Origin of the sequence: Bacillus sp. ISL-34, assembly GCF_018613325.1 — a bacterium.
Taxonomy (GTDB): domain Bacteria; phylum Bacillota; class Bacilli; order Bacillales; family DSM-1321; genus Peribacillus.
Genome location: NZ_JAGGQJ010000025.1, coordinates 187,516 through 205,069, shown reverse-complemented (window position 1 = coordinate 205,069; position 17,554 = coordinate 187,516). Strand labels below are relative to the sequence as shown.

The following is a 17,554-nucleotide window of genomic DNA, read 5'->3' as shown; positions in this document are numbered from 1 at the left end:
CTTGCCTTCATTAATGGGGACCTCCGTAAAGAGGTGCCCATTCTTATATTTCAAACAATGACGAGATGGACTTTCATTTTTCAAAGCATTATTTTTGGTGAATTTTTTTAGTGCTAATAAGAACTTGCCATATAATAAAAATACTATTTGATTTTCGAGGTGAAACAACATGAAAATCGGGGTAATAGGCTCAAAGTATTTGGAATCCATATCAATCCACTTTCCCATGCTTCCTAAGGTACAATTCATTTCCTTTCAATATGATATGTGGAAGAAAGCAATCTATCCCATTTCTGTAATTGAAGGACCGGAAGACATTTTCAATGATGGAATCTCCTGATCATTCAAGCCAGTAGCCATGATAATTACTATAAAAGTTCATTGAAATTACCTTGTTTCAAACTATTCAAATAAATAGCGGAAACACTCACTCATTCATTTATTCGAAATGTTTTGTCTTTCTTATATTTAGATATAGTTAAAGAAAAAGGCATTGTCGTTAGCAGTCCCGTAAAGGAGACTTCTAACGACAATGCCTTTCATTTAAAATAAGGACTATGTATTGTCTCTTTATATCTTTTGATAATTTAAAAATAGTATCAAGTTGGTTAATAAGTAATATAATGAGGTTTTTACGCATATAAAGAAAAAACACTATCCAGATTCTTTAATTAAAATTCAAAACATAAACAATAATCAATGTTCTCTTAATAGTCCATAGAGCCTTCCTCCGCTTGTGATTTTATTGTGAGATTTAAGAAAAATGATAGGTAGAAGGTGACAAATATGGAAGCAATCGTCCTAGCTGCTGGATATTCCAGCCGAGCGAATGCATTTAAAATGACTTTGCCGATGGGGCAAATGAGCGTGTTGGAGCAAACGATCTCTAAATTTGAAGGATTATGCAGCAAGGTCATCGTCGTAGCTGGATTTCAAGCGGAAATCATCCAAGAGGAACTTGCCAAAATCATCAGTGAAAATGCCTATTCATTTCAGATCAAGTTTGTTTATAATGAAAACTTTAACCAGGGAATGTTTCATTCCATTCAAAAGGGCTGCAACGAAGTAAATGCCCCAACCTTCTTTATAACACCCGGCGATTGTCCGCTTGTAAAAAAAGAGACTGTTCAGTTACTAGCAAAACACAAAGGAAACGTGGTTATTCCCAGCTTTGACTATAAAGGCGGCCATCCCATTAAATTATCAAGCGAAGTGAAACAGAAAATACTCGAAACCAATCCAGAAAGTAATTTGCGTGTGGTCCTGGGCGATTACGAAAAGAAATACATGAATGTAGATGATGCGGGAGTATTAATGGATGTTGATACACCAGAGGATTACCAAAGAGCCATTGATTATGATAATGCTTTAAATTTCTCGAAGTAAAAATAAAATTAAAAACTACGAAAATCTTGAATAGAAATGAATCATAAAAGTTCATTCTCATTGATAAAATCATAGGAAGAGGTTTCTATTCAGAATATGTCCCATTAAAAAAATGAGTCGAAGGGTGTTGTTGCAATGAATCTCAAAGACATAAGCACCTCAGTGCCCAAAAAGGACCATAAAGGTAAAGTATCGGGCCAGTTGCCCTATATTAGTGACGTAAAAGTGGAAAATATGGTTTATGGTGTTTTGTATCGATCGCCAATTGCTTATGGAAAAATCATATCCATTCAATTACCTAACCTTCCGGAAGGGTATGAAGCTGTTGGAGCAGAGAATATCCCCGGACCGAATTATGTCAAAATTATCAAAGAAGATCAGCCCATTTTTGCCAATGAGTGGGTCAATTATATTGGTGAGCCAATTCTCATGCTCACGGGCAAAGACCTGGATATTCTGTACAGTTTGTTAAATGAAGTGAAGGTTGAATTTGAAGAACATCAGGCTATCTATACATTGGACGAAGCGATCAAGCAAAAATCAGTTTCCTTAGTTTTGGCAAGCTATGAATTTGGGGAAAGCTTAGAAAACATTTCAGCTATCGAGCAGGGAGCCCATAAAATAATGGAAGAAGAATATGATACGGGTTATCAGGAGCATGTCTATCTTGAGCCGCAAGGAATGCTCGCCGTTTATAAGGATGATGAAATTGTCGTCCAGGGATCGATGCAATGTCTTTATTATATAAAAAATGCATTGCTAAGCGCATTAGCCTGTGGTGACGATGAAGTCAGAGTTGTTCAAAGTCCTACCGGCGGAGGTTTTGGCGGCAAAGAAGATTATCCTTCTATGATGGCTTGTCACGTAGCCGTTGCCGCAAGAGCAGTCAAAAAATCGGTAATGCTCGTGTTCGACCGTTCTGAGGATATGCTGGTAACGACGAAAAGGCATCCGGCCAAACTCAAATATCGGACGGCCCTTGATAAGGAAGGAAATATTTTGAGCATGTGTGTTGACATCTTTCTCGATGGAGGGGCAAATGTGGGATTGAGCTCTGTCGTGCTGCAGCGCGCATTAATAAACAGTGCCGGTGTTTATAAAATTCCGCATTTTCATGCAAAAGGCTATGTCCTAAAAACCAATACCGTTCCGAACGGCGCCTTCAGAGGCTTTGGTGCTCCTCAAAGCTTTGCCGGAATCGAAAGTCATATTGGACATCTTAGTAAACTGGCAAAAATCGACCCGCTTGAATATAAACGAAAATACCTCGTCAAACAAGGAGACCCCACCATCACCAAAGGTAAATTCCGCGACCCGATATTAGTGGAAGAAATGATTGAGGACGTACTCAACTTGTCAGAATACAAAAAGAAAAAAGAAGACTTTCAGCGCTTAAATCAACAAAATCAGCGCTATAAAAAAGGCATAGGAACTTCGCTGTTCCTCCACGGCTGTGGATTTACTGGCAGTGGCGAAAGAGATCATATTAAAGCAAAGGTGAAACTGGTTAAATCAAAGGACGACCAGGTATCACTAAAAATCTCAAACTCTGATATGGGACAAGGTATTTTGACGACGTTGTGTAAAATTGTCGCCAAAGAACTTAACCTCCCGTTCGAAGATATTTTGTACCCTTATCCCGACACAAAAGAGGTTCCCGACTCGGGTCCGACCGTAGCTTCCAGGACGACGATGATTGTTGGAAAATTGCTTGAACGTGCCGCAAAAAAACTTAAGAATCAGTGGCAAACAGGGGTGGAACAGGAAGTAGTTGAGCACTATGTTCACCGTGAAATGATTCCTTGGGACGAGAAAACCTTCACTGGAGATGCCTACCCGGCTTATTCATGGGGCGTTAATATCGTTGAAGTAGAAGTTGATACGTTAACAGGTAATTTAAAGTTAGAAAAAGTATACGGCAATTATGAAGTTGGGAAGGTCATCGATGAACGGATTATGAAAGGCCAAATTGACGGTGGTTTAGCTCAAGGGCTAGCATACGGTTATCTGGAAAAGATGACGTCAAAACAAGGTAGAATCCAACAAAAAAGCATATCGGATTATGGACCTCCAACTTCATTGGATGTTGTTTCAATTGAAAGCAAGGTCTTTGATAACCCTTATGCTGATGGTCCATACGGGGCGAAGGGCGCAGGTGAATTGACTTTAATCGGAGGTGCTCCAGCAGTCCAAGCTGCGATTGAGGATGCCCTGCACACTTCTTTTCAGCAAATTCCGATTACACCGGAAGTCATTATTGAAAGTCTTTGGATGAAAGAAGGTGAAGAGGGTTGATTAAATTCACACTAAATGGAAGAACGGTAGAAACTGACGCCCCTGCTACAGCAAGATTACTAGATTTATTAAGAGATGAGTTTGAGTTAATCGGAACAAAGGAAGGCTGTGGTGAAGGGGAGTGCGGAGCCTGCAGTGTTTTTGTGAATAACCTCCTGCAAAACAGCTGTCTTATTCCAATTGGCTCGATTGCTGGTGCCGATATTCAAACGATCGAAGGCATCATTGAAACGGAACAATTTAAAATTTTAGATGAAAGCTATTCCATAGCCGGGGGAGTGCAATGCGGCTATTGCATACCGGGAATGATTATGGCAAGTGCAGCCTTGTTATCTGAAAATCCTCATCCTTCAGAGGCTGAAATTCGTGAGGGCATCTCCGGAAATCTGTGCCGATGTACGGGCTATAATATGATTGTTGAGGCGATTAACCTAGCAGCTAAAAAAGGTGATGGCTTATGATAGAGAAAATAACAGCGTATCGCTTCGAGCGTTTAGACGAAACTTTGAGCCAATTGAATAGAGAAGATTGTGCAATCATAGCCGGAGGCACCGATGTTATGGTTCTTCACAAAAGTAGAAGGGGAGTACCTCCAAAAATCCCTAAACCGATTGTTTTTATTAATCATCTTTCCGAATTAAAGCAGGTGTATCAACATCACAAGGATCTCCACATCGGGGCCTGCTGTACCTATAGTGAATTACTTGAAAATCCGTTGATTCCTTTTGCTTTAAAGAATGCAATTAAAACAATTGCTGCCCCGGCAATTAGAAACCGGGGAACATTAGGCGGTAATATTTGCAACGCCTCTCCAGCCGGTGACATGCTTCCTTTATTATATGTATACAATGCAAAGCTTCTGTTGCGCTCCGTAAATGGTGATCGCATGGTTGCGATTAGCGATTTCATTCAAGGTCCACGACAGGTTCAACACTTTCACAATGAAATAGTAACGGAGATTATTCTGCCGTTTGTATTAGGAGATTCACATGTCGTTTTCGAGAAAGTCGGCAACCGCAACGCAGATGCCATTGCCAAAGTATCGTTTGCGGGTTTCGTCCGGATAAGCAAAGATCGAATCGATGACATTCGATTTGCCTTCGGGGCGGTCGGACCTACGATGGTTCGTTCCATTGATATTGAGAAGAAGCTGGTTGGAAAAACGATACCATTAGCCGATGCAGACATCGCTGAAATTGTGGCAGCCTTCGATAAGATCATTAGACCAATCGACGATCAACGCTCCACTGCGGCTTACAGAAAAACCGTTGCGTTACATCTTTTACGTTATTTTCTTAGCATGAAGCAATATCAACCGAATTAATGTTTAAAGATAGGGGGGAGCTTTTCATGCAGCTGATGGAAAAAGTGGCCATGCTGACGCGTCAAAACGAAACCTTTGCTCTAGCCATGATTATTGAATCAAAGGGCTCGACTCCCAGGCATGTTGGAAAAATGATTGTCTACCGGGATGGTACCATTGAAGGGACTGTCGGAGGGGGCTTGGCTGAACACTATGTGATCGAAGATAGTGTAAAGGCGATCCAAGATGGCCAATCGAAAATCGTTGAATATAAATTGAATAAACATGCAAAAGACGGAATTCAGATGAATTGTGGCGGCACGTTAAGAGTCTTTATTGAAGTCTATACAAGCAGGCCTGAACTCATTCTGGCTGGGGCCGGTCATTTAGGCCACGCGTTGGCAAAGCTCGCTGATTTCCTCGAATATCCTTATTGCATTGTCGATGATCGCGTTGGTTATTGTACAAAGGAACGCTTTCCTAATGCGACAAACCTTTTTGTGAACGAGGATATTGGAAAGGCTTTGCTCGCAGCCAACCTAAATGAAAAATCATATGTGGTAATTGTTACAAAAGATTGTGATGATATTGTATTAAAAACGGCACTGCAATTTCCGATTGCATATGTTGGGATGGTAGCCAGTAAACGCAAGGTCATAAGCATATTTGAAAAGTTAAAAAGTGAAGGGGTCACGCAAGAACAGTTGGAGCAGGTCCATTCTCCAATCGGATTGGAAATTGACTCGGAAACATCAGAAGAAATTGCCATCAGTATTATCGGTCAAATCATCAAATTAAGCAAGGAAAACAAGCCTGTAAAAGTGAAACAATTAAATAGATAAGAAAGGTCAGATAAAGCTAAAATCAAAATGTCTAATAGACAATGGGGTCAGTCCCCACTGTGTTAAAGTATTAACTCAGTGGGACTGACCCTTTTTCTTTGATAAAAGCTAAAGCAGGCCCTTGCTCTTCAGAGTGGGCTTTTTGTCGTTTTGATTAATTCATTAATATGGTAGGAATATTTTACTTTATATGCTACTACTATCATACTATACACAAAGGAAAATTTCGGGAGGGATTTTGTATGGGGATATTAGATGGACTTATGGGAAACGGGTTCTGGTGCAAAGATTACATCCATGGGAAAGAGGTATATAGATTCGTATAGAATCAGCTCTTATGCAGCCATTCCAAATAGTGATGAATGAACTTCACTTGATTTTGGACAGACTTGTTCTGTAAAGTAAGCTGTCCTTTTTTAGTGATATGCATCGCTCTACGGATGAGAGTAAATAATTAAGTTGAAATGATAGCTGGGTTGGTAATGCAAGTATCCAAAAGCTAATTTAACCTGAAGAAAAGAAGTGAAAAAAATGGCTGAACCCTTAAAGGATTTATATAATGAAACGTTCATTCGTGAATTCAGTGAAAAAGTAAGAGGCGTGTATCTGTCCTTTTCTACTGAATCGTTCATTGGAGAAGTTATGGATGAGCATTGGGACGAAAGAAAGTTAAAAGAACGAATAAGGCACATTTCCATTACTCTTGGAAAGCATCTTCCAAGTGATTATCAAGAGGCTTTGGGTATTTTATATCGACTTGATAAGGATTGTGAAGGTTTTAGATATTTATTTTTCCCGGATTTTGTAGAAGTACATGGATTGAATAAGAAAGATTGGCCGTTATCGCTTGATGCGTTGGAGCGGTTTACTTCAAAGTCATCCTCCGAATTTGCAGTACGTGCTTTTATCTTGCTTGATCCCGCTCGAATGATCGAAAAGATGAAGAACTGGACAAAACATGAGGATGAGCATGTCCGCAGGCTGGCAAGTGAGGGGTGCAGGCCCAGGCTACCTTGGGGGCAATCTTTACCGATGTTCAAATCCGATCCGGCACCAGTCTTGGAAGTACTTGAGAACCTGAAAAACGACCCGTCTCTCTATGTACGCAAAAGTGTGGCCAATAACTTGAATGACATTTCGAGAGATCATCCAAATGCCGTAATAGAAACTGCCAAGCGCTGGCATGAAAGCGGAGAACCCAACACGATTTGGATTGTCCGACGGGGATGCAGGACTCTAGTTCGTCAAGCAGAACCAGAAGTGCTTTCATTATTTGGATACACGGATGTATTGAATAATCCGAATATCATTACAAACGCATTTATTAGAAATGAACCAGACTCAATTTATATTGGGGAAACCAGTGAACTTCATTTCGGCTTTCAAGTGCAAGTGAAGAATACAGCGAAACTTCGCATTGAGTATGCCATCGATTTCGTAAAAGCCAATCAGAAAACGTCCCGTAAAATTTTCCTTTTGGCAGATAGGGATTTCTCAGGTGGTGAAGGAGTTGAAAGAGTGAGAATCCACAATTGGAAAGATCTTACTACACGTCGACATTACAAGGGAGTCCATCGAATATCACTCCTTGTGAACGGAGTGGAAGTGGCAGAAACGCATGTCAAACTAAACACTGAAAAATAATGGTTTATAAAAATTATGGGAGATCTTGATTAATTACAGGATTACCAGCACTTATAACTGACAAAAACGAGGAGCCTAAGAGTTCCTCGTTTTTAATTATTACATGATAGTGAAACATTGCAAAGTTACTTTCCATGCTTAATCACATTAAAAAGCAATCAAATCCAAAAAGTTGGATAGCTCCGATTGCTGCGCAAATTATTAATTAACAATGCCAGTAAAACGATTATCACAGCACCAGTTAAAACGGGCGTAAATAAATAACTCCAGCTATACTGACCAAGCATAACTACAAGCGGGTCTGCCCCAGCTGGTGGGTGCGTCGTTTTTGTCAGCATCATCACCGCAATTGCTAATCCGACAGCCAAGCCGATTGCCCAAGGTTCATCGCCAAAAAAATGATAGGAAGCTAAACCTACGAATGTTGAAACAAAATGGCCGCCAATAATATTCCGTGGCTGTGATAATGGTGCGTTCCACAGACCGAACGCCAGTACACAGCTGGCACCAAATGGAGCCATTAACCACACTGCTGATGTTATTTTTGTTAAAAGAATTAAAGCGAATATAGTTAAAAATCCCCCAATCAGCCCCGTTATTGCGTCCTTTACATTTATCTGTAAAGGGCTTCTTCCTTTTCCCTTCATCTTCGATAAATAACGAATATGAAAAAAGCGTTTTTCTTTATGCCTCGCTACTGATATACGGTCCAATATTACCCCTCCTTTTTTATATAATTAGACTTTACACGAATTAAACTAACCTGTCAAAACTATTTTTAATGGTTAGTTTAAAAATACATAAAAAAAGCCAACTCAATTTGTCGACAAGAGGAGGTTCAGAATGGTCTCATCCCGAACCATGAATCAAACAAGGTTTTTTACTGTTTTATAAAACCCTAAATGGATTGAAGAAATTTGCGACCTCCTGCCGACTCCCTGGCTAGCCAAGACGCCACAGACGCTCGCGGCTTGGCAGACAGTAGGCGGAAAGGGGCGGATTTCTGAAATCAGCTGGAACGTTTTATAATGAATAAACTGTAGGCAACCAGCTTTCTTCAAATTTGTACACAGTCTGACCACTAATATAATAAGTTAGATCTTCATTCATCATCAGATTTCCGGTGTTGAAATCGTGCTACCTTTTTTCTATTACCGCATATTTTCATTGAACACCACTTGCGTCTTCCGCTTTCATCGATAAATAACAAGACGCAATCATCATTCGAGCATCGCTTTAGTGATGACAGCTTATGTTCTTCAATTAAAGTTAATAAGTCAAAAGAAATATAAGATTGCAGGATATCTTCCGCTTCTCCAACAGGTATGGGAACCAGTTTTTGATCCATTAATTTATAAGTGAAAGGTGATTTTTCAATTTTATTTTCTAAAAAGGCGATAAACTCATCAGGAATCGGATTCCCATCTGCTATTAACTCAAATTGTTTTCTTAAAATAGTACGCATTTCTAGAATGCCTACATATACCTGTTGAATTCTCTCTTTAATTCTTAAGGGAAGCTGATTATCCCAAAATGAGTTTTTCCCTTTTATTACAGCAAGCCAGTCCAGGACATCCCGTTCTGAAAGTAATAAGTCTTGCCGTTGACCACGACTGACTAGTTCCGTATTCACTAAATCCAGAGAAAGATTACCTGATATAAGTGGAAATTTATTAGATTCAGACATAAGTTCATCTCCCATTTCCCTGCTAAATTCTAACCATTAAAATGTTAATTGAGAGGTTATATCATCATTATACCCTATTTCGGAATTTTTCAGCTACTCGTCTTTCTTGAGAAATTACGGGATAACATGAATATTATCAAACATCCATATTAGCAATAACAGTATAGTAAATGAAAGTACATGAAAATCAATCCTTTTAAAGTGAGGGAAAAAGTTCTTGACAATACCTGTACGTACAGGATAATATGAAAGCGTATACAGAACCTATACGTACAGGTTATAAAAACAACTATATTTTGCTTTCTAGGGAAAGGAAGTAGTGAAATGGGTAAATACACAGAACCAGCAACGGATTTGCTTCAACATGTCGGAGGGAAAGAGAATATTGCGACGGTTACGCATTGTGCGACAAGAATGCGTTTTGCTTTGAAAGATCCCGCCAAGGCGGATGTAACGAATATCGAATCGATTAAGCTTGTGAAAGGAACATTTACACAAGCTGGCCAGTTCCAGGTCATAATCGGGAACGAAGTATCATCGTTTTATAATGAATTCGTTTCCATAGCTGGACTACAGGAAGCGTCAAAAGAAGATGTGAAAAAAGCGGCTAAACAGAATATGAGCTGGCTGCAGCGTATGATCGCACATCTTGCAGATATTTTCACTCCACTGATTCCTGCCATAGTCGTTGGCGGCCTGATTCTTGGATTCCGCAATATCATCGGGGATATTAAATTGTTCGATGACAGCACAAAGACCCTTGTGGATATTTCACAATTTTGGGCAGGTGTCCATGCCTTCCTGTGGCTAATAGGTGAAGCTATTTTTCATTTTCTTCCTGTTGGGATTACATGGTCGATCTCGAAGAAAATGGGCACGACTCAAATTCTCGGCATCGTCCTTGGTTTGACCCTTGTTTCCCCACAACTTCTTAATGCATATGCAGTGGCAAACACAAAGGCAAGTGACATACCTTTTTGGGATTTCGGTTTTGCCCAGGTCGATATGATCGGCTATCAGGCTCAAGTCATTCCAGCAATACTTGCAGGGTTCGTCTTGGCGTATTTAGAACGGTTCTTGAGAGATAAAGTGCACAATTCCATTTCCATGATCGTCGTTCCATTTTTCGCTTTACTTCCAACCGTAATCATTGCCCATACCATTTTGGGGCCAATAGGCTGGAAAATCGGTTCTGTCATTTCTACGGTTGTATATTCAGGATTGACCTCATCAGTTGGCTGGCTATTTGCTGCCGTTTTCGGCTTTGCCTATGCACCGCTTGTCATTACAGGCCTGCATCACATGACAAACGCAATCGATCTTCAGCTTATGAGTGAGCTGGGCGGTACGAACCTATGGCCGATGATCGCATTATCCAATATTGCACAAGGTACAGCAGTGCTTGCGATGATTTACATTAACAGAAAGGACCAGGAGGAAAGACAAGTTTCCATACCCGCCACGATTTCATGTTATCTCGGTGTAACCGAGCCAGCCATGTTCGGGATTAACCTGAAATACGGCTTCCCGTTCTTAGCCGGTATGATCGGTTCACTCTTCGCAGGCATCGTTTCAGTCGGATCTGGAGTAATGGCAAACTCCATCGGTGTTGGAGGGATCCCAGGTATCCTATCCATCCAGCCGCAGCATATGGGAATGTTTGCACTCGCGATGTTGGTTGCTTTCGTTGTGCCATTCATTTTGACAATAGCATTTTCCAAGCGTCCTAAAATGAACTTGAAAACTAGAACGAAAACAACGAAATTAAATGCTTAATAACGCGGAGGGAGAAGCATTCTCCCTCTTTTTTACCATACTTACAAAAGATACATCGGGGATATTAGAGGAGGAATTACAATGAAGGATTTTAAAAAGAGTACCATCTATCAAATTTATCCGAAATCATTTAAGGATTCGAACGGTGACGGCATCGGGGACATAAATGGTGTTATTGAAAAACTTGATTATCTGAATAAACTGGGAGTGGATTATATTTGGCTGACCCCTTTTTATCGTTCACCGCAAAATGATAATGGATATGACGTTGCGGATTATACATCCATTGATCCTGCTTTTGGAACGATGGATGATTTCGAAAGATTGGTGAAGGAAGCTAATTCGCGGGATATCCAAATCATGCTGGATATGGTATTCAACCATACATCAACAGAGCATGAATGGTTCCAAAAAGCATTGGCTGGAGAGAAAGAATATAAGGACTATTATATATTCAAGAAATCGAAGGATGGAGAGCCCCCTACCAATTGGATTTCCAAATTCGGAGGCCCTGCATGGGAATATGTAGCGGAACATGATGAATACTACCTTCACTTATTCGATCGGACACAAGCTGACCTTAACTGGGAAAATCCCAGAGTAAGGCAGGAAATCTTCAATATAGTAAACTTCTGGATGGATAAAGGTGTTAAAGGTTTCCGTTTGGATGTCATCAATCTTATTTCGAAACCTGACTTTTATGAAAATGACAAAGATGGAGATGGACGATGCTTTTATACAGATGGTCCCAAAATTCATCAATTCCTTAAAGAGATGAACGAAGAAACTTTTGGGAAGGATGAAGAGGTGATGACTGTTGGGGAAATGTCATCGACGACCATTGACCATTGCATCAAATATTCATCTCCAGTTGAAAAGGAGCTGTCCATGGTATTCAGTTTCCATCATCTAAAGGTGGATTATAAGGATGGGGAAAAGTGGTCACTTGCAGATTTTGACTTTAGGCAGTTAAAGGAAATCCTAAGCAGCTGGCAATATGGGATGCAAGAAGGAAATGGGTGGAATGCCCTGTTCTGGTGCAACCATGACCAGCCGAGGATCGTATCAAGGTTCGGGAATGATCAAGAGTATCATAAGGAATCTGCCAAGATGCTGGCAACAGCCATTCATATGCTTAGGGGAACCCCTTATATCTATCAAGGGGAGGAAATAGGGATGACCAATCCGAAATTCAATGATATTGGACAATACCGGGATGTGGAATCGATTAATTATTACAGTATTTTAAAAGAGGGAGGCAAGGATGAAAAGGAAATAATCGAAATCCTTCAAGCTAAATCCCGTGATAACTCGCGAACTCCCATGCAGTGGGAAAATACGGAGCATGCAGGATTTACAAAAGGGACTCCATGGATTGCAGTGCCTGATAATGCTAAGATCATCAATGCTGAACACGCACTGGCGGATCAGGATTCCATTTTTCATCATTACCAAAAACTTATATTCTTACGCAAGAAACATGATATCATTGCATATGGGGACTATCAGGATATTCTTGGCGACCATGACCAATTGTTCGCTTATGTACGCAGTTATGAAGACGAGAAACTTTTGGTCATCAATAACTTTTATGCAAAAGAAGCGTCCTTCGAAATTCCAAAGGATATAAATCTATCCGGATACAACTTTGAGCTCCTGCTCTCAAACTATATCGATTCGAAAGACCTTGCAGATAATTTTATCCTTCGTCCCTATGAATCGGTTGTCTATTTGTTGAAAAAGGACGAGTAGCAGACTAAGAAAAATATATTGTGGTGATGAAATGAACAGCAAATATCTATCGCTATATAGTGATATCGTTTCAAAAATTGAAGAAGGAACCTTTCCGACAAATTCAAAGCTTCCTTCCGAAAGCAGCTTCATGGAAGAGTATGACATCTCCAGGGATACTGTGAGAAAGTCCTTACAGTTGCTTGAACAAAATGGATATATCCATAAAATTAAAGGCAAGGGTTCCTTTGTCTTGGATTTCAGCAAATTTAATTTTCCTGTAGCAGGGTTGATTTCCTATAAAGAAATGGTGGAAAAGTTGAATTTGCATTCCAAAACGATCATCCATAAGTTGGAGCTTGAGACCCCCGACGCAAACATGGCCAAGCTTCTAGACTTAACTGATGATGGTGAAGTGTGGAAAGTGTTCCGGGTACGCCAAATCAATGGAAAGAAGATCATACTGGACAAAGACTATTTCAAAAGTGAGTTCGTAACTAACCTGACAAAGGAAATTTGTGAGGATTCGATTTATGGATATATCGAAAAGGAACTAGGGCTCCAGATTGGTTTTTCCAACAAGGAAATCACCGTGGAGCCATGCAGTGAGGAAGATAAACAATTATTGGACATTGAAGACTTCGATATGGTGGCAGTTGTGAAAAGTACGGTCCATTTAATCGATGGAAGCTTGTTTCAATATAGCGAATCCAGGCATAGACCCGATAAATTCAAGTTCACGGACTTTGCACGAAGGACTTGGTGAAGGAATGGTATATGAGGGCAAGCTAAGGAAGAAACGGAATCAGGTTATTCAGGAAAAAGACTGGGGAGTTTTCTTCAATGGTAGGTCAGATTCTTGAAAGTTAGCCCCATTCAATAGAAGGCCGCAGTGGGGGTCTTTAAAGGCATTTTTAATTTGAACGAGCGGGGAGAGAAGAAGAGTCAAACTTAGTTTGACTCTCCTTCCACTTGTTTGGAGGTATGGGAAGCATTTAGTAAAACCACTCCCCCAATGATTAATACTAAGCCGCCTAATGTAGTGATACTAAATGCCTCATTCCATATTAGTACACCAATCAATGCCGTTAAAGCTGTGCCTATTCCCGACCAAATGGCATATGCTAAGCTTAACGGAATTGTTTTAAGACATAAAGATAAGCTATAAAATGCTATGCCAAATCCTATTATAACCCCAAATGAAGCGAATGAATGAGTGAATCCTTCAGACAACTTAAGCATGGTCGTACCAAATACTTCACTAATGATTGATATTCCTAAAGCTATGTATCCTTTCATATTATTACCTCCGATTACTAAATTGCTAATGAGTGTCACCACTAGAGAGTTTCAAAACAATCACCCCTCCAATGATCAGGACTAAACCTAAAAATTTTTTCACGTTAAAGCCTTCTTTATAAACGATAACTCCCACTAATGCCGTTAAAGCTGTGCCTATTCCTGACCAAATCGCATAAGCCGTTCCAAGCGGTATGGTTATTAATGATAACGATAAGCAATAAAAAGCCAAACCCATTCCAATTACCACACCAATGGAAGGGAATAACCTTTTAAACCCGTTTGATACTTTTAACATCGAACTGCCAAACACTTCACTTAGGATGGCTATTGCCAAAAATGCATAAGGATTCAAGATGAACTCCTCCTAAATATTGATCTATTTTCAATCACTTCCCCCATGAATCTTATCATCTAAAGGACTCATATTAAACCAATACCACCTATAGTCAGTTTCATATTCTCTGTCATTGCAGAATATATCCTTTCACTCTCAATCTTAGGCCGAAAGTGATACAATAAGCCGCTTCTTCGAACCTGAAAGCAACATATAAGAAGGTTAAACAGGGGTTTTTAGGAATTTTGTCGAATTATTCCTTTAACGATTATATTGGGGTGAACTTATTTCATGGAATTTATAATAAACAAAGAATGTTTCAATAAGGCGATTTCAGATGTCAGCCATGCCGTTTCCATAAAAACACCAGTACCCATTTTATCAGGAATAAAGATAGTGGCAAATAGCGATTGCTTATCCCTTCTTGGTAGTAATTCCGATATTGTCATAGAAAAAACCATTCCTTTAACGATTGATGGTGTAAAGGAATTGGAGGTTTATAAAAAGGGTACTGTTGTATTATCGGCTAAATATTTAAGTGAAATCGTAAAAAAATTACCTGAGGTCATCCATTTAAAGCTGAACGAAAATCAATCAGTTACTATTAAATCAAATGAAATAGTAACGAACTTAAATGGATTACAGTCCGGTGAATATCCAAATCTTCCTCAAATAGATGGAGCAGGTTATTTTAATATCCCAAGTGTTGAATTATTGGAAATCATAAAACAGACTGTGTTTGCCGTTTCTAAAAGCGAGGCAAGACCTGCTCTGACAGGAGTCAATTTGTCAATCAGGGAAAACAGGCTTTCTTGTGTTGCAACAAATTCCCATCGTTTAGCGTTAAGAGAACTTCCGTTAGAATCGATGGTGAATGGGTCTTTCATCGTTCCAAGTAAAAGCCTTAATCAGTTAACCAAGTTAATTAATGATGAATCGGGTATCATACATATTTTCATCACAAAAAGCTATATCGTCTTTAAATCAAACAATATCTCACTTTTTTCAAGGCTGATTGAAGGTAATTATCCGAATGCATCAGGATTGCTGCCAAAAGATTTTAAAACGATCATCACCTTGGATACCAAAACACTGTTAAGGGGTATTGATAGGGCCTGCCTTTTTGCAAGTGAATGGAGAAATAACAATGTACATTTAGAAATCCTGGATAATAGTGAGCTAAGGATATCTTCTAACTCATCGGAATTAGGGAAAATAGAAGAAACGCAAAGCATCAAGGCAATCAGAGGTGAAGCGGGGTTAAGTATATCACTGGATGGAAGTTTTTTATTGGATGCCTTAAAAGCGATTAAAGAAAAAGATGTAAAGCTAAGTTTTGGTGGTCCAATGAGACCTGTTTTAATAGAGCCAAGCGGTAATTCCTCCTATCGTCAACTTATATCACCAGTGAGAACATATTAAAGAACAAAGTATATAAAAAACGAATTACAGGGTGAACGGCAACAGCGGGTTAATAAAAACAAGGATGGTTGTTGATGGATAGTGGAGATAATGTCAAATGCATTCATCATGAAAAAGAACAAGAAAAAGAGACCCAGAAAAATCTGGGCCCATTGTATTCATATGGATTATTGAAATAACGGTTTTCATTCTTGGTTTAAAGCCGGCAAATCAATTTCGAAGGCAAAGGTAGACCCTTTTTCACTGGACTCATCAAGCCAAATATGTCCGTCCATCAATTCCGTCAATCGTTTGCAAATGGAAAGTCCCAATCCAGTTCCACTATACATTTCCTCATATCCTTTCGGAAGCATATGATTGAAGGAATGAAACAACCCGTCGATTTTGTCAGTGGGGATACCGATTCCTGTATCCTTCACAGTGAAGGATAGACGAACGAAATCACGATTATTTTCATCGGGAATCAAAGCGACGGCAATGTTAATTTCCCCGTTATTCGTAAATTTAATGGCGTTTCCTACTAGATTAACAAGGATTTGACGAATCTTATGATCATCCCCTAATAATACCATAGGAATATCTGAATCGATTTCCCCTACTAGTTGGATTCCCTTTTTATCGATTTCCGCTGTGAATAGTTGGATGACCTGTTCCACACAGGAACGGATATCAAATGGTTGAATGTTCATTTCCATTTTACCTTCATCCATTTTCGAATAATCCAATATATGACTAAGCACAGTAAGCAGTGACTTTCCGCTCGTTTCAATGATTTCTGTATATTCTTTTTGTTCTTCGGTCAATTCAGTTGATAGTAACAGTTCTGCCATCCCCATAATCCCGTTCAATGGGTTTCTGATTTCATGACTTAAGACCGCCAATAAGTCGGATTTATCCTTACTGAGTTTATTGATTTGAAGTGAAGCCAGACGCAATTCCATTTCATCCATGACGATTTGTGCAAGAGACCTGAGAATATCCAGCTCTTCTTCTGTAATCGTACGCGGCTTATAATCAATGACGCACAACACGCCAAGGTTATGGTTATCATGGGTATTCAATGGGATGCCTGCATAAAAACGAAATCCGTTTTCACCTGCAACCAAAGGGTTGGCCAATGATCGGGGGTCTATACTGGCATCGTTAAGAATATAAGGAACATTTTTAAGAATGGCCGAAGCGCAAAGCCCTGGCTCCCTATCTATTTCCTCCACATCCAAACCATGATGGGACTTGAACCAAATCCGGTCCGTGTCGACGAGGCTTGTTATTGCGATGGGGACGTTTAGTAATTGCGACGCAAGAGCTGTAACCCTGTCAAAAGCGCCATCTGGCGGTGTATCAAGTATTTGATACCGCTGTAAAGCATTTATACGCTCTCGCTCAAGTTGGCTTATTTCTATCATATTGTTCAATTATTATTCCTCCAAAGTCATACGGATTGCCAAGTGCAGTAAAGGCAACATATTGAGATTTCATCAAGGTATTGTAATCCTTTAAAACTCCGGGAAGCTCTTGTATTGAAAGGCACTATAGCTTCCAATATGTTGTTTATTATTCAGAATACCACTTAGTATAACATTAAGTTCGCTGTTGGATTGGATTATGAAGGATTTGTCCATTTTTTGTTGTGCAGAATGCCCATCAATAAGGACATCTGGGTAGCAGATTTTTTTACTAAGAATTTAAGGAATAGAAAAGCGGTAGAATATGAAATTAATTAAAAGTTATTCGGCTAAAGTTGTTTAAGCACTGTTGGAAACCCTCTGTAAAGACATTATTTATTTTAAAATATACCTCGATAGAATATATTGTAAAAATGTTATCCAACA

16 protein-coding genes and 1 pseudogene are annotated in these 17,554 nt (G+C 39.5%); 11 read left to right on the top strand and 6 right to left on the bottom strand.

The window, feature by feature from the left end:
• Positions 1–169: 169 nt before the first annotated feature.
• The 6 genes from J7E52_RS18350 to J7E52_RS18325 all read left to right on the top strand — a co-directional run bounded on the left by J7E52_RS18350 (position 170) and on the right by J7E52_RS18325 (position 5,826).
• On the top strand, positions 170–340 hold the full coding sequence (locus J7E52_RS18350) for a hypothetical protein (protein ID WP_214749632.1): 171 nt from the start codon (positions 170–172) through the stop codon (positions 338–340).
• Positions 341–786: 446 nt separating this feature from the next.
• The gene (locus J7E52_RS18345; RefSeq protein ID WP_214749629.1) at positions 787–1,386 is read left to right on the top strand and encodes a nucleotidyltransferase family protein; all 600 of its coding nucleotides are present in this window, start codon (positions 787–789) and stop codon (positions 1,384–1,386) included.
• A gap of 135 nt (positions 1,387–1,521) precedes the next feature.
• Positions 1,522–3,681 carry a xanthine dehydrogenase family protein molybdopterin-binding subunit gene (locus tag J7E52_RS18340; RefSeq protein WP_214749626.1) on the top strand — a complete coding sequence of 720 codons (2,160 nt, stop codon included), beginning with the start codon at positions 1,522–1,524 and terminating at the stop codon, positions 3,679–3,681.
• Positions 3,678–4,142, top strand: coding sequence for a (2Fe-2S)-binding protein (locus J7E52_RS18335; protein WP_034312987.1), 465 nt, complete (start codon positions 3,678–3,680; stop codon positions 4,140–4,142). Before J7E52_RS18340 ends, J7E52_RS18335 begins: the two co-directional genes overlap by 4 nt.
• A complete protein-coding gene (locus J7E52_RS18330) occupies positions 4,139–5,005 on the top strand; it encodes an FAD binding domain-containing protein (protein WP_214749622.1) in 867 nt (288 codons plus the stop codon). The genes J7E52_RS18335 and J7E52_RS18330 overlap by 4 nt, the downstream gene beginning before the upstream one ends.
• Positions 5,006–5,031: 26 nt before the next feature.
• Positions 5,032–5,826 carry an XdhC family protein gene (locus J7E52_RS18325; protein ID WP_214749619.1) on the top strand — a complete coding sequence of 265 codons (795 nt, stop codon included), beginning with the start codon at positions 5,032–5,034 and terminating at the stop codon, positions 5,824–5,826.
• Positions 5,827–6,161: 335 nt separating this feature from the next.
• Here the strand turns inward: J7E52_RS18325 and J7E52_RS27065 are convergent.
• Positions 6,162–6,259 (bottom strand): annotated as a pseudogene (locus J7E52_RS27065) (IS6 family transposase); the annotation flags it as partial.
• 98 nt (positions 6,260–6,357) lie between these two features.
• On the opposite strand from J7E52_RS27065, the gene J7E52_RS18320 reads away from it, so the two are divergent.
• On the top strand, positions 6,358–7,470 hold the full coding sequence (locus J7E52_RS18320) for a DNA alkylation repair protein (protein ID WP_214749616.1): 1,113 nt from the start codon (positions 6,358–6,360) through the stop codon (positions 7,468–7,470).
• A gap of 158 nt (positions 7,471–7,628) precedes the next feature.
• On the opposite strand, the gene J7E52_RS18315 is transcribed toward J7E52_RS18320, so the two are convergent.
• Together J7E52_RS18315 and J7E52_RS18310 are read right to left on the bottom strand one after the other, a co-directional pair.
• On the bottom strand, positions 7,629–8,183 hold the full coding sequence (locus tag J7E52_RS18315) for an HPP family protein (protein WP_214749613.1): 555 nt from the start codon (positions 8,181–8,183) through the stop codon (positions 7,629–7,631).
• Between the two features lie 389 nt (positions 8,184–8,572).
• Positions 8,573–9,157 (bottom strand): CGNR zinc finger domain-containing protein, encoded by a 585-nt coding sequence (locus tag J7E52_RS18310; RefSeq protein WP_214749750.1) that lies wholly within the window; start codon positions 9,155–9,157, stop codon positions 8,573–8,575.
• A 324-nt stretch (positions 9,158–9,481) separates the two neighbouring features.
• On the opposite strand from J7E52_RS18310, the gene treP reads away from it, so the two are divergent.
• The 3 genes from treP (at position 9,482) to treR (ending at position 13,430) form a co-directional block, all read left to right on the top strand.
• Complete coding sequence (treP, locus tag J7E52_RS18305) at positions 9,482–10,933, top strand: PTS system trehalose-specific EIIBC component (RefSeq protein WP_214749611.1); 1,452 nt, start codon at positions 9,482–9,484, stop codon at positions 10,931–10,933.
• Between the two features lie 81 nt (positions 10,934–11,014).
• Positions 11,015–12,685: an alpha,alpha-phosphotrehalase gene (treC, locus tag J7E52_RS18300; RefSeq protein ID WP_286197872.1), complete on the top strand. Its 1,671-nt coding sequence runs from the start codon at positions 11,015–11,017 to the stop codon at positions 12,683–12,685.
• Positions 12,686–12,716: 31 nt separating this feature from the next.
• Positions 12,717–13,430 (top strand): trehalose operon repressor, encoded by a 714-nt coding sequence (treR, locus tag J7E52_RS18295; RefSeq protein WP_214749609.1) that lies wholly within the window; start codon positions 12,717–12,719, stop codon positions 13,428–13,430.
• A 185-nt stretch (positions 13,431–13,615) separates the two neighbouring features.
• Here the strand turns inward: treR and J7E52_RS18290 are convergent, their stop codons facing one another.
• Both J7E52_RS18290 and J7E52_RS18285 read right to left on the bottom strand, forming a co-directional pair.
• Positions 13,616–13,963 (bottom strand): DMT family transporter, encoded by a 348-nt coding sequence (locus tag J7E52_RS18290; protein ID WP_214749607.1) that lies wholly within the window; start codon positions 13,961–13,963, stop codon positions 13,616–13,618.
• A 25-nt stretch (positions 13,964–13,988) separates the two neighbouring features.
• A complete protein-coding gene (locus tag J7E52_RS18285) occupies positions 13,989–14,318 on the bottom strand; it encodes a DMT family transporter (protein WP_286197871.1) in 330 nt (109 codons plus the stop codon).
• A gap of 273 nt (positions 14,319–14,591) precedes the next feature.
• On the opposite strand from J7E52_RS18285, the gene dnaN reads away from it, so the two are divergent.
• Positions 14,592–15,722 (top strand): DNA polymerase III subunit beta, encoded by a 1,131-nt coding sequence (gene dnaN / locus J7E52_RS18280; protein WP_214749604.1) that lies wholly within the window; start codon positions 14,592–14,594, stop codon positions 15,720–15,722.
• 185 nt (positions 15,723–15,907) lie between these two features.
• On the opposite strand, the gene J7E52_RS18275 is transcribed toward dnaN, so the two are convergent.
• Positions 15,908–17,128, bottom strand: a complete 1,221-nt coding sequence (locus J7E52_RS18275) for a GAF domain-containing sensor histidine kinase (RefSeq protein WP_286197887.1) — start codon at positions 17,126–17,128, stop codon at positions 15,908–15,910.
• Between the last annotated feature and the right edge of the window lie 426 nt (positions 17,129–17,554).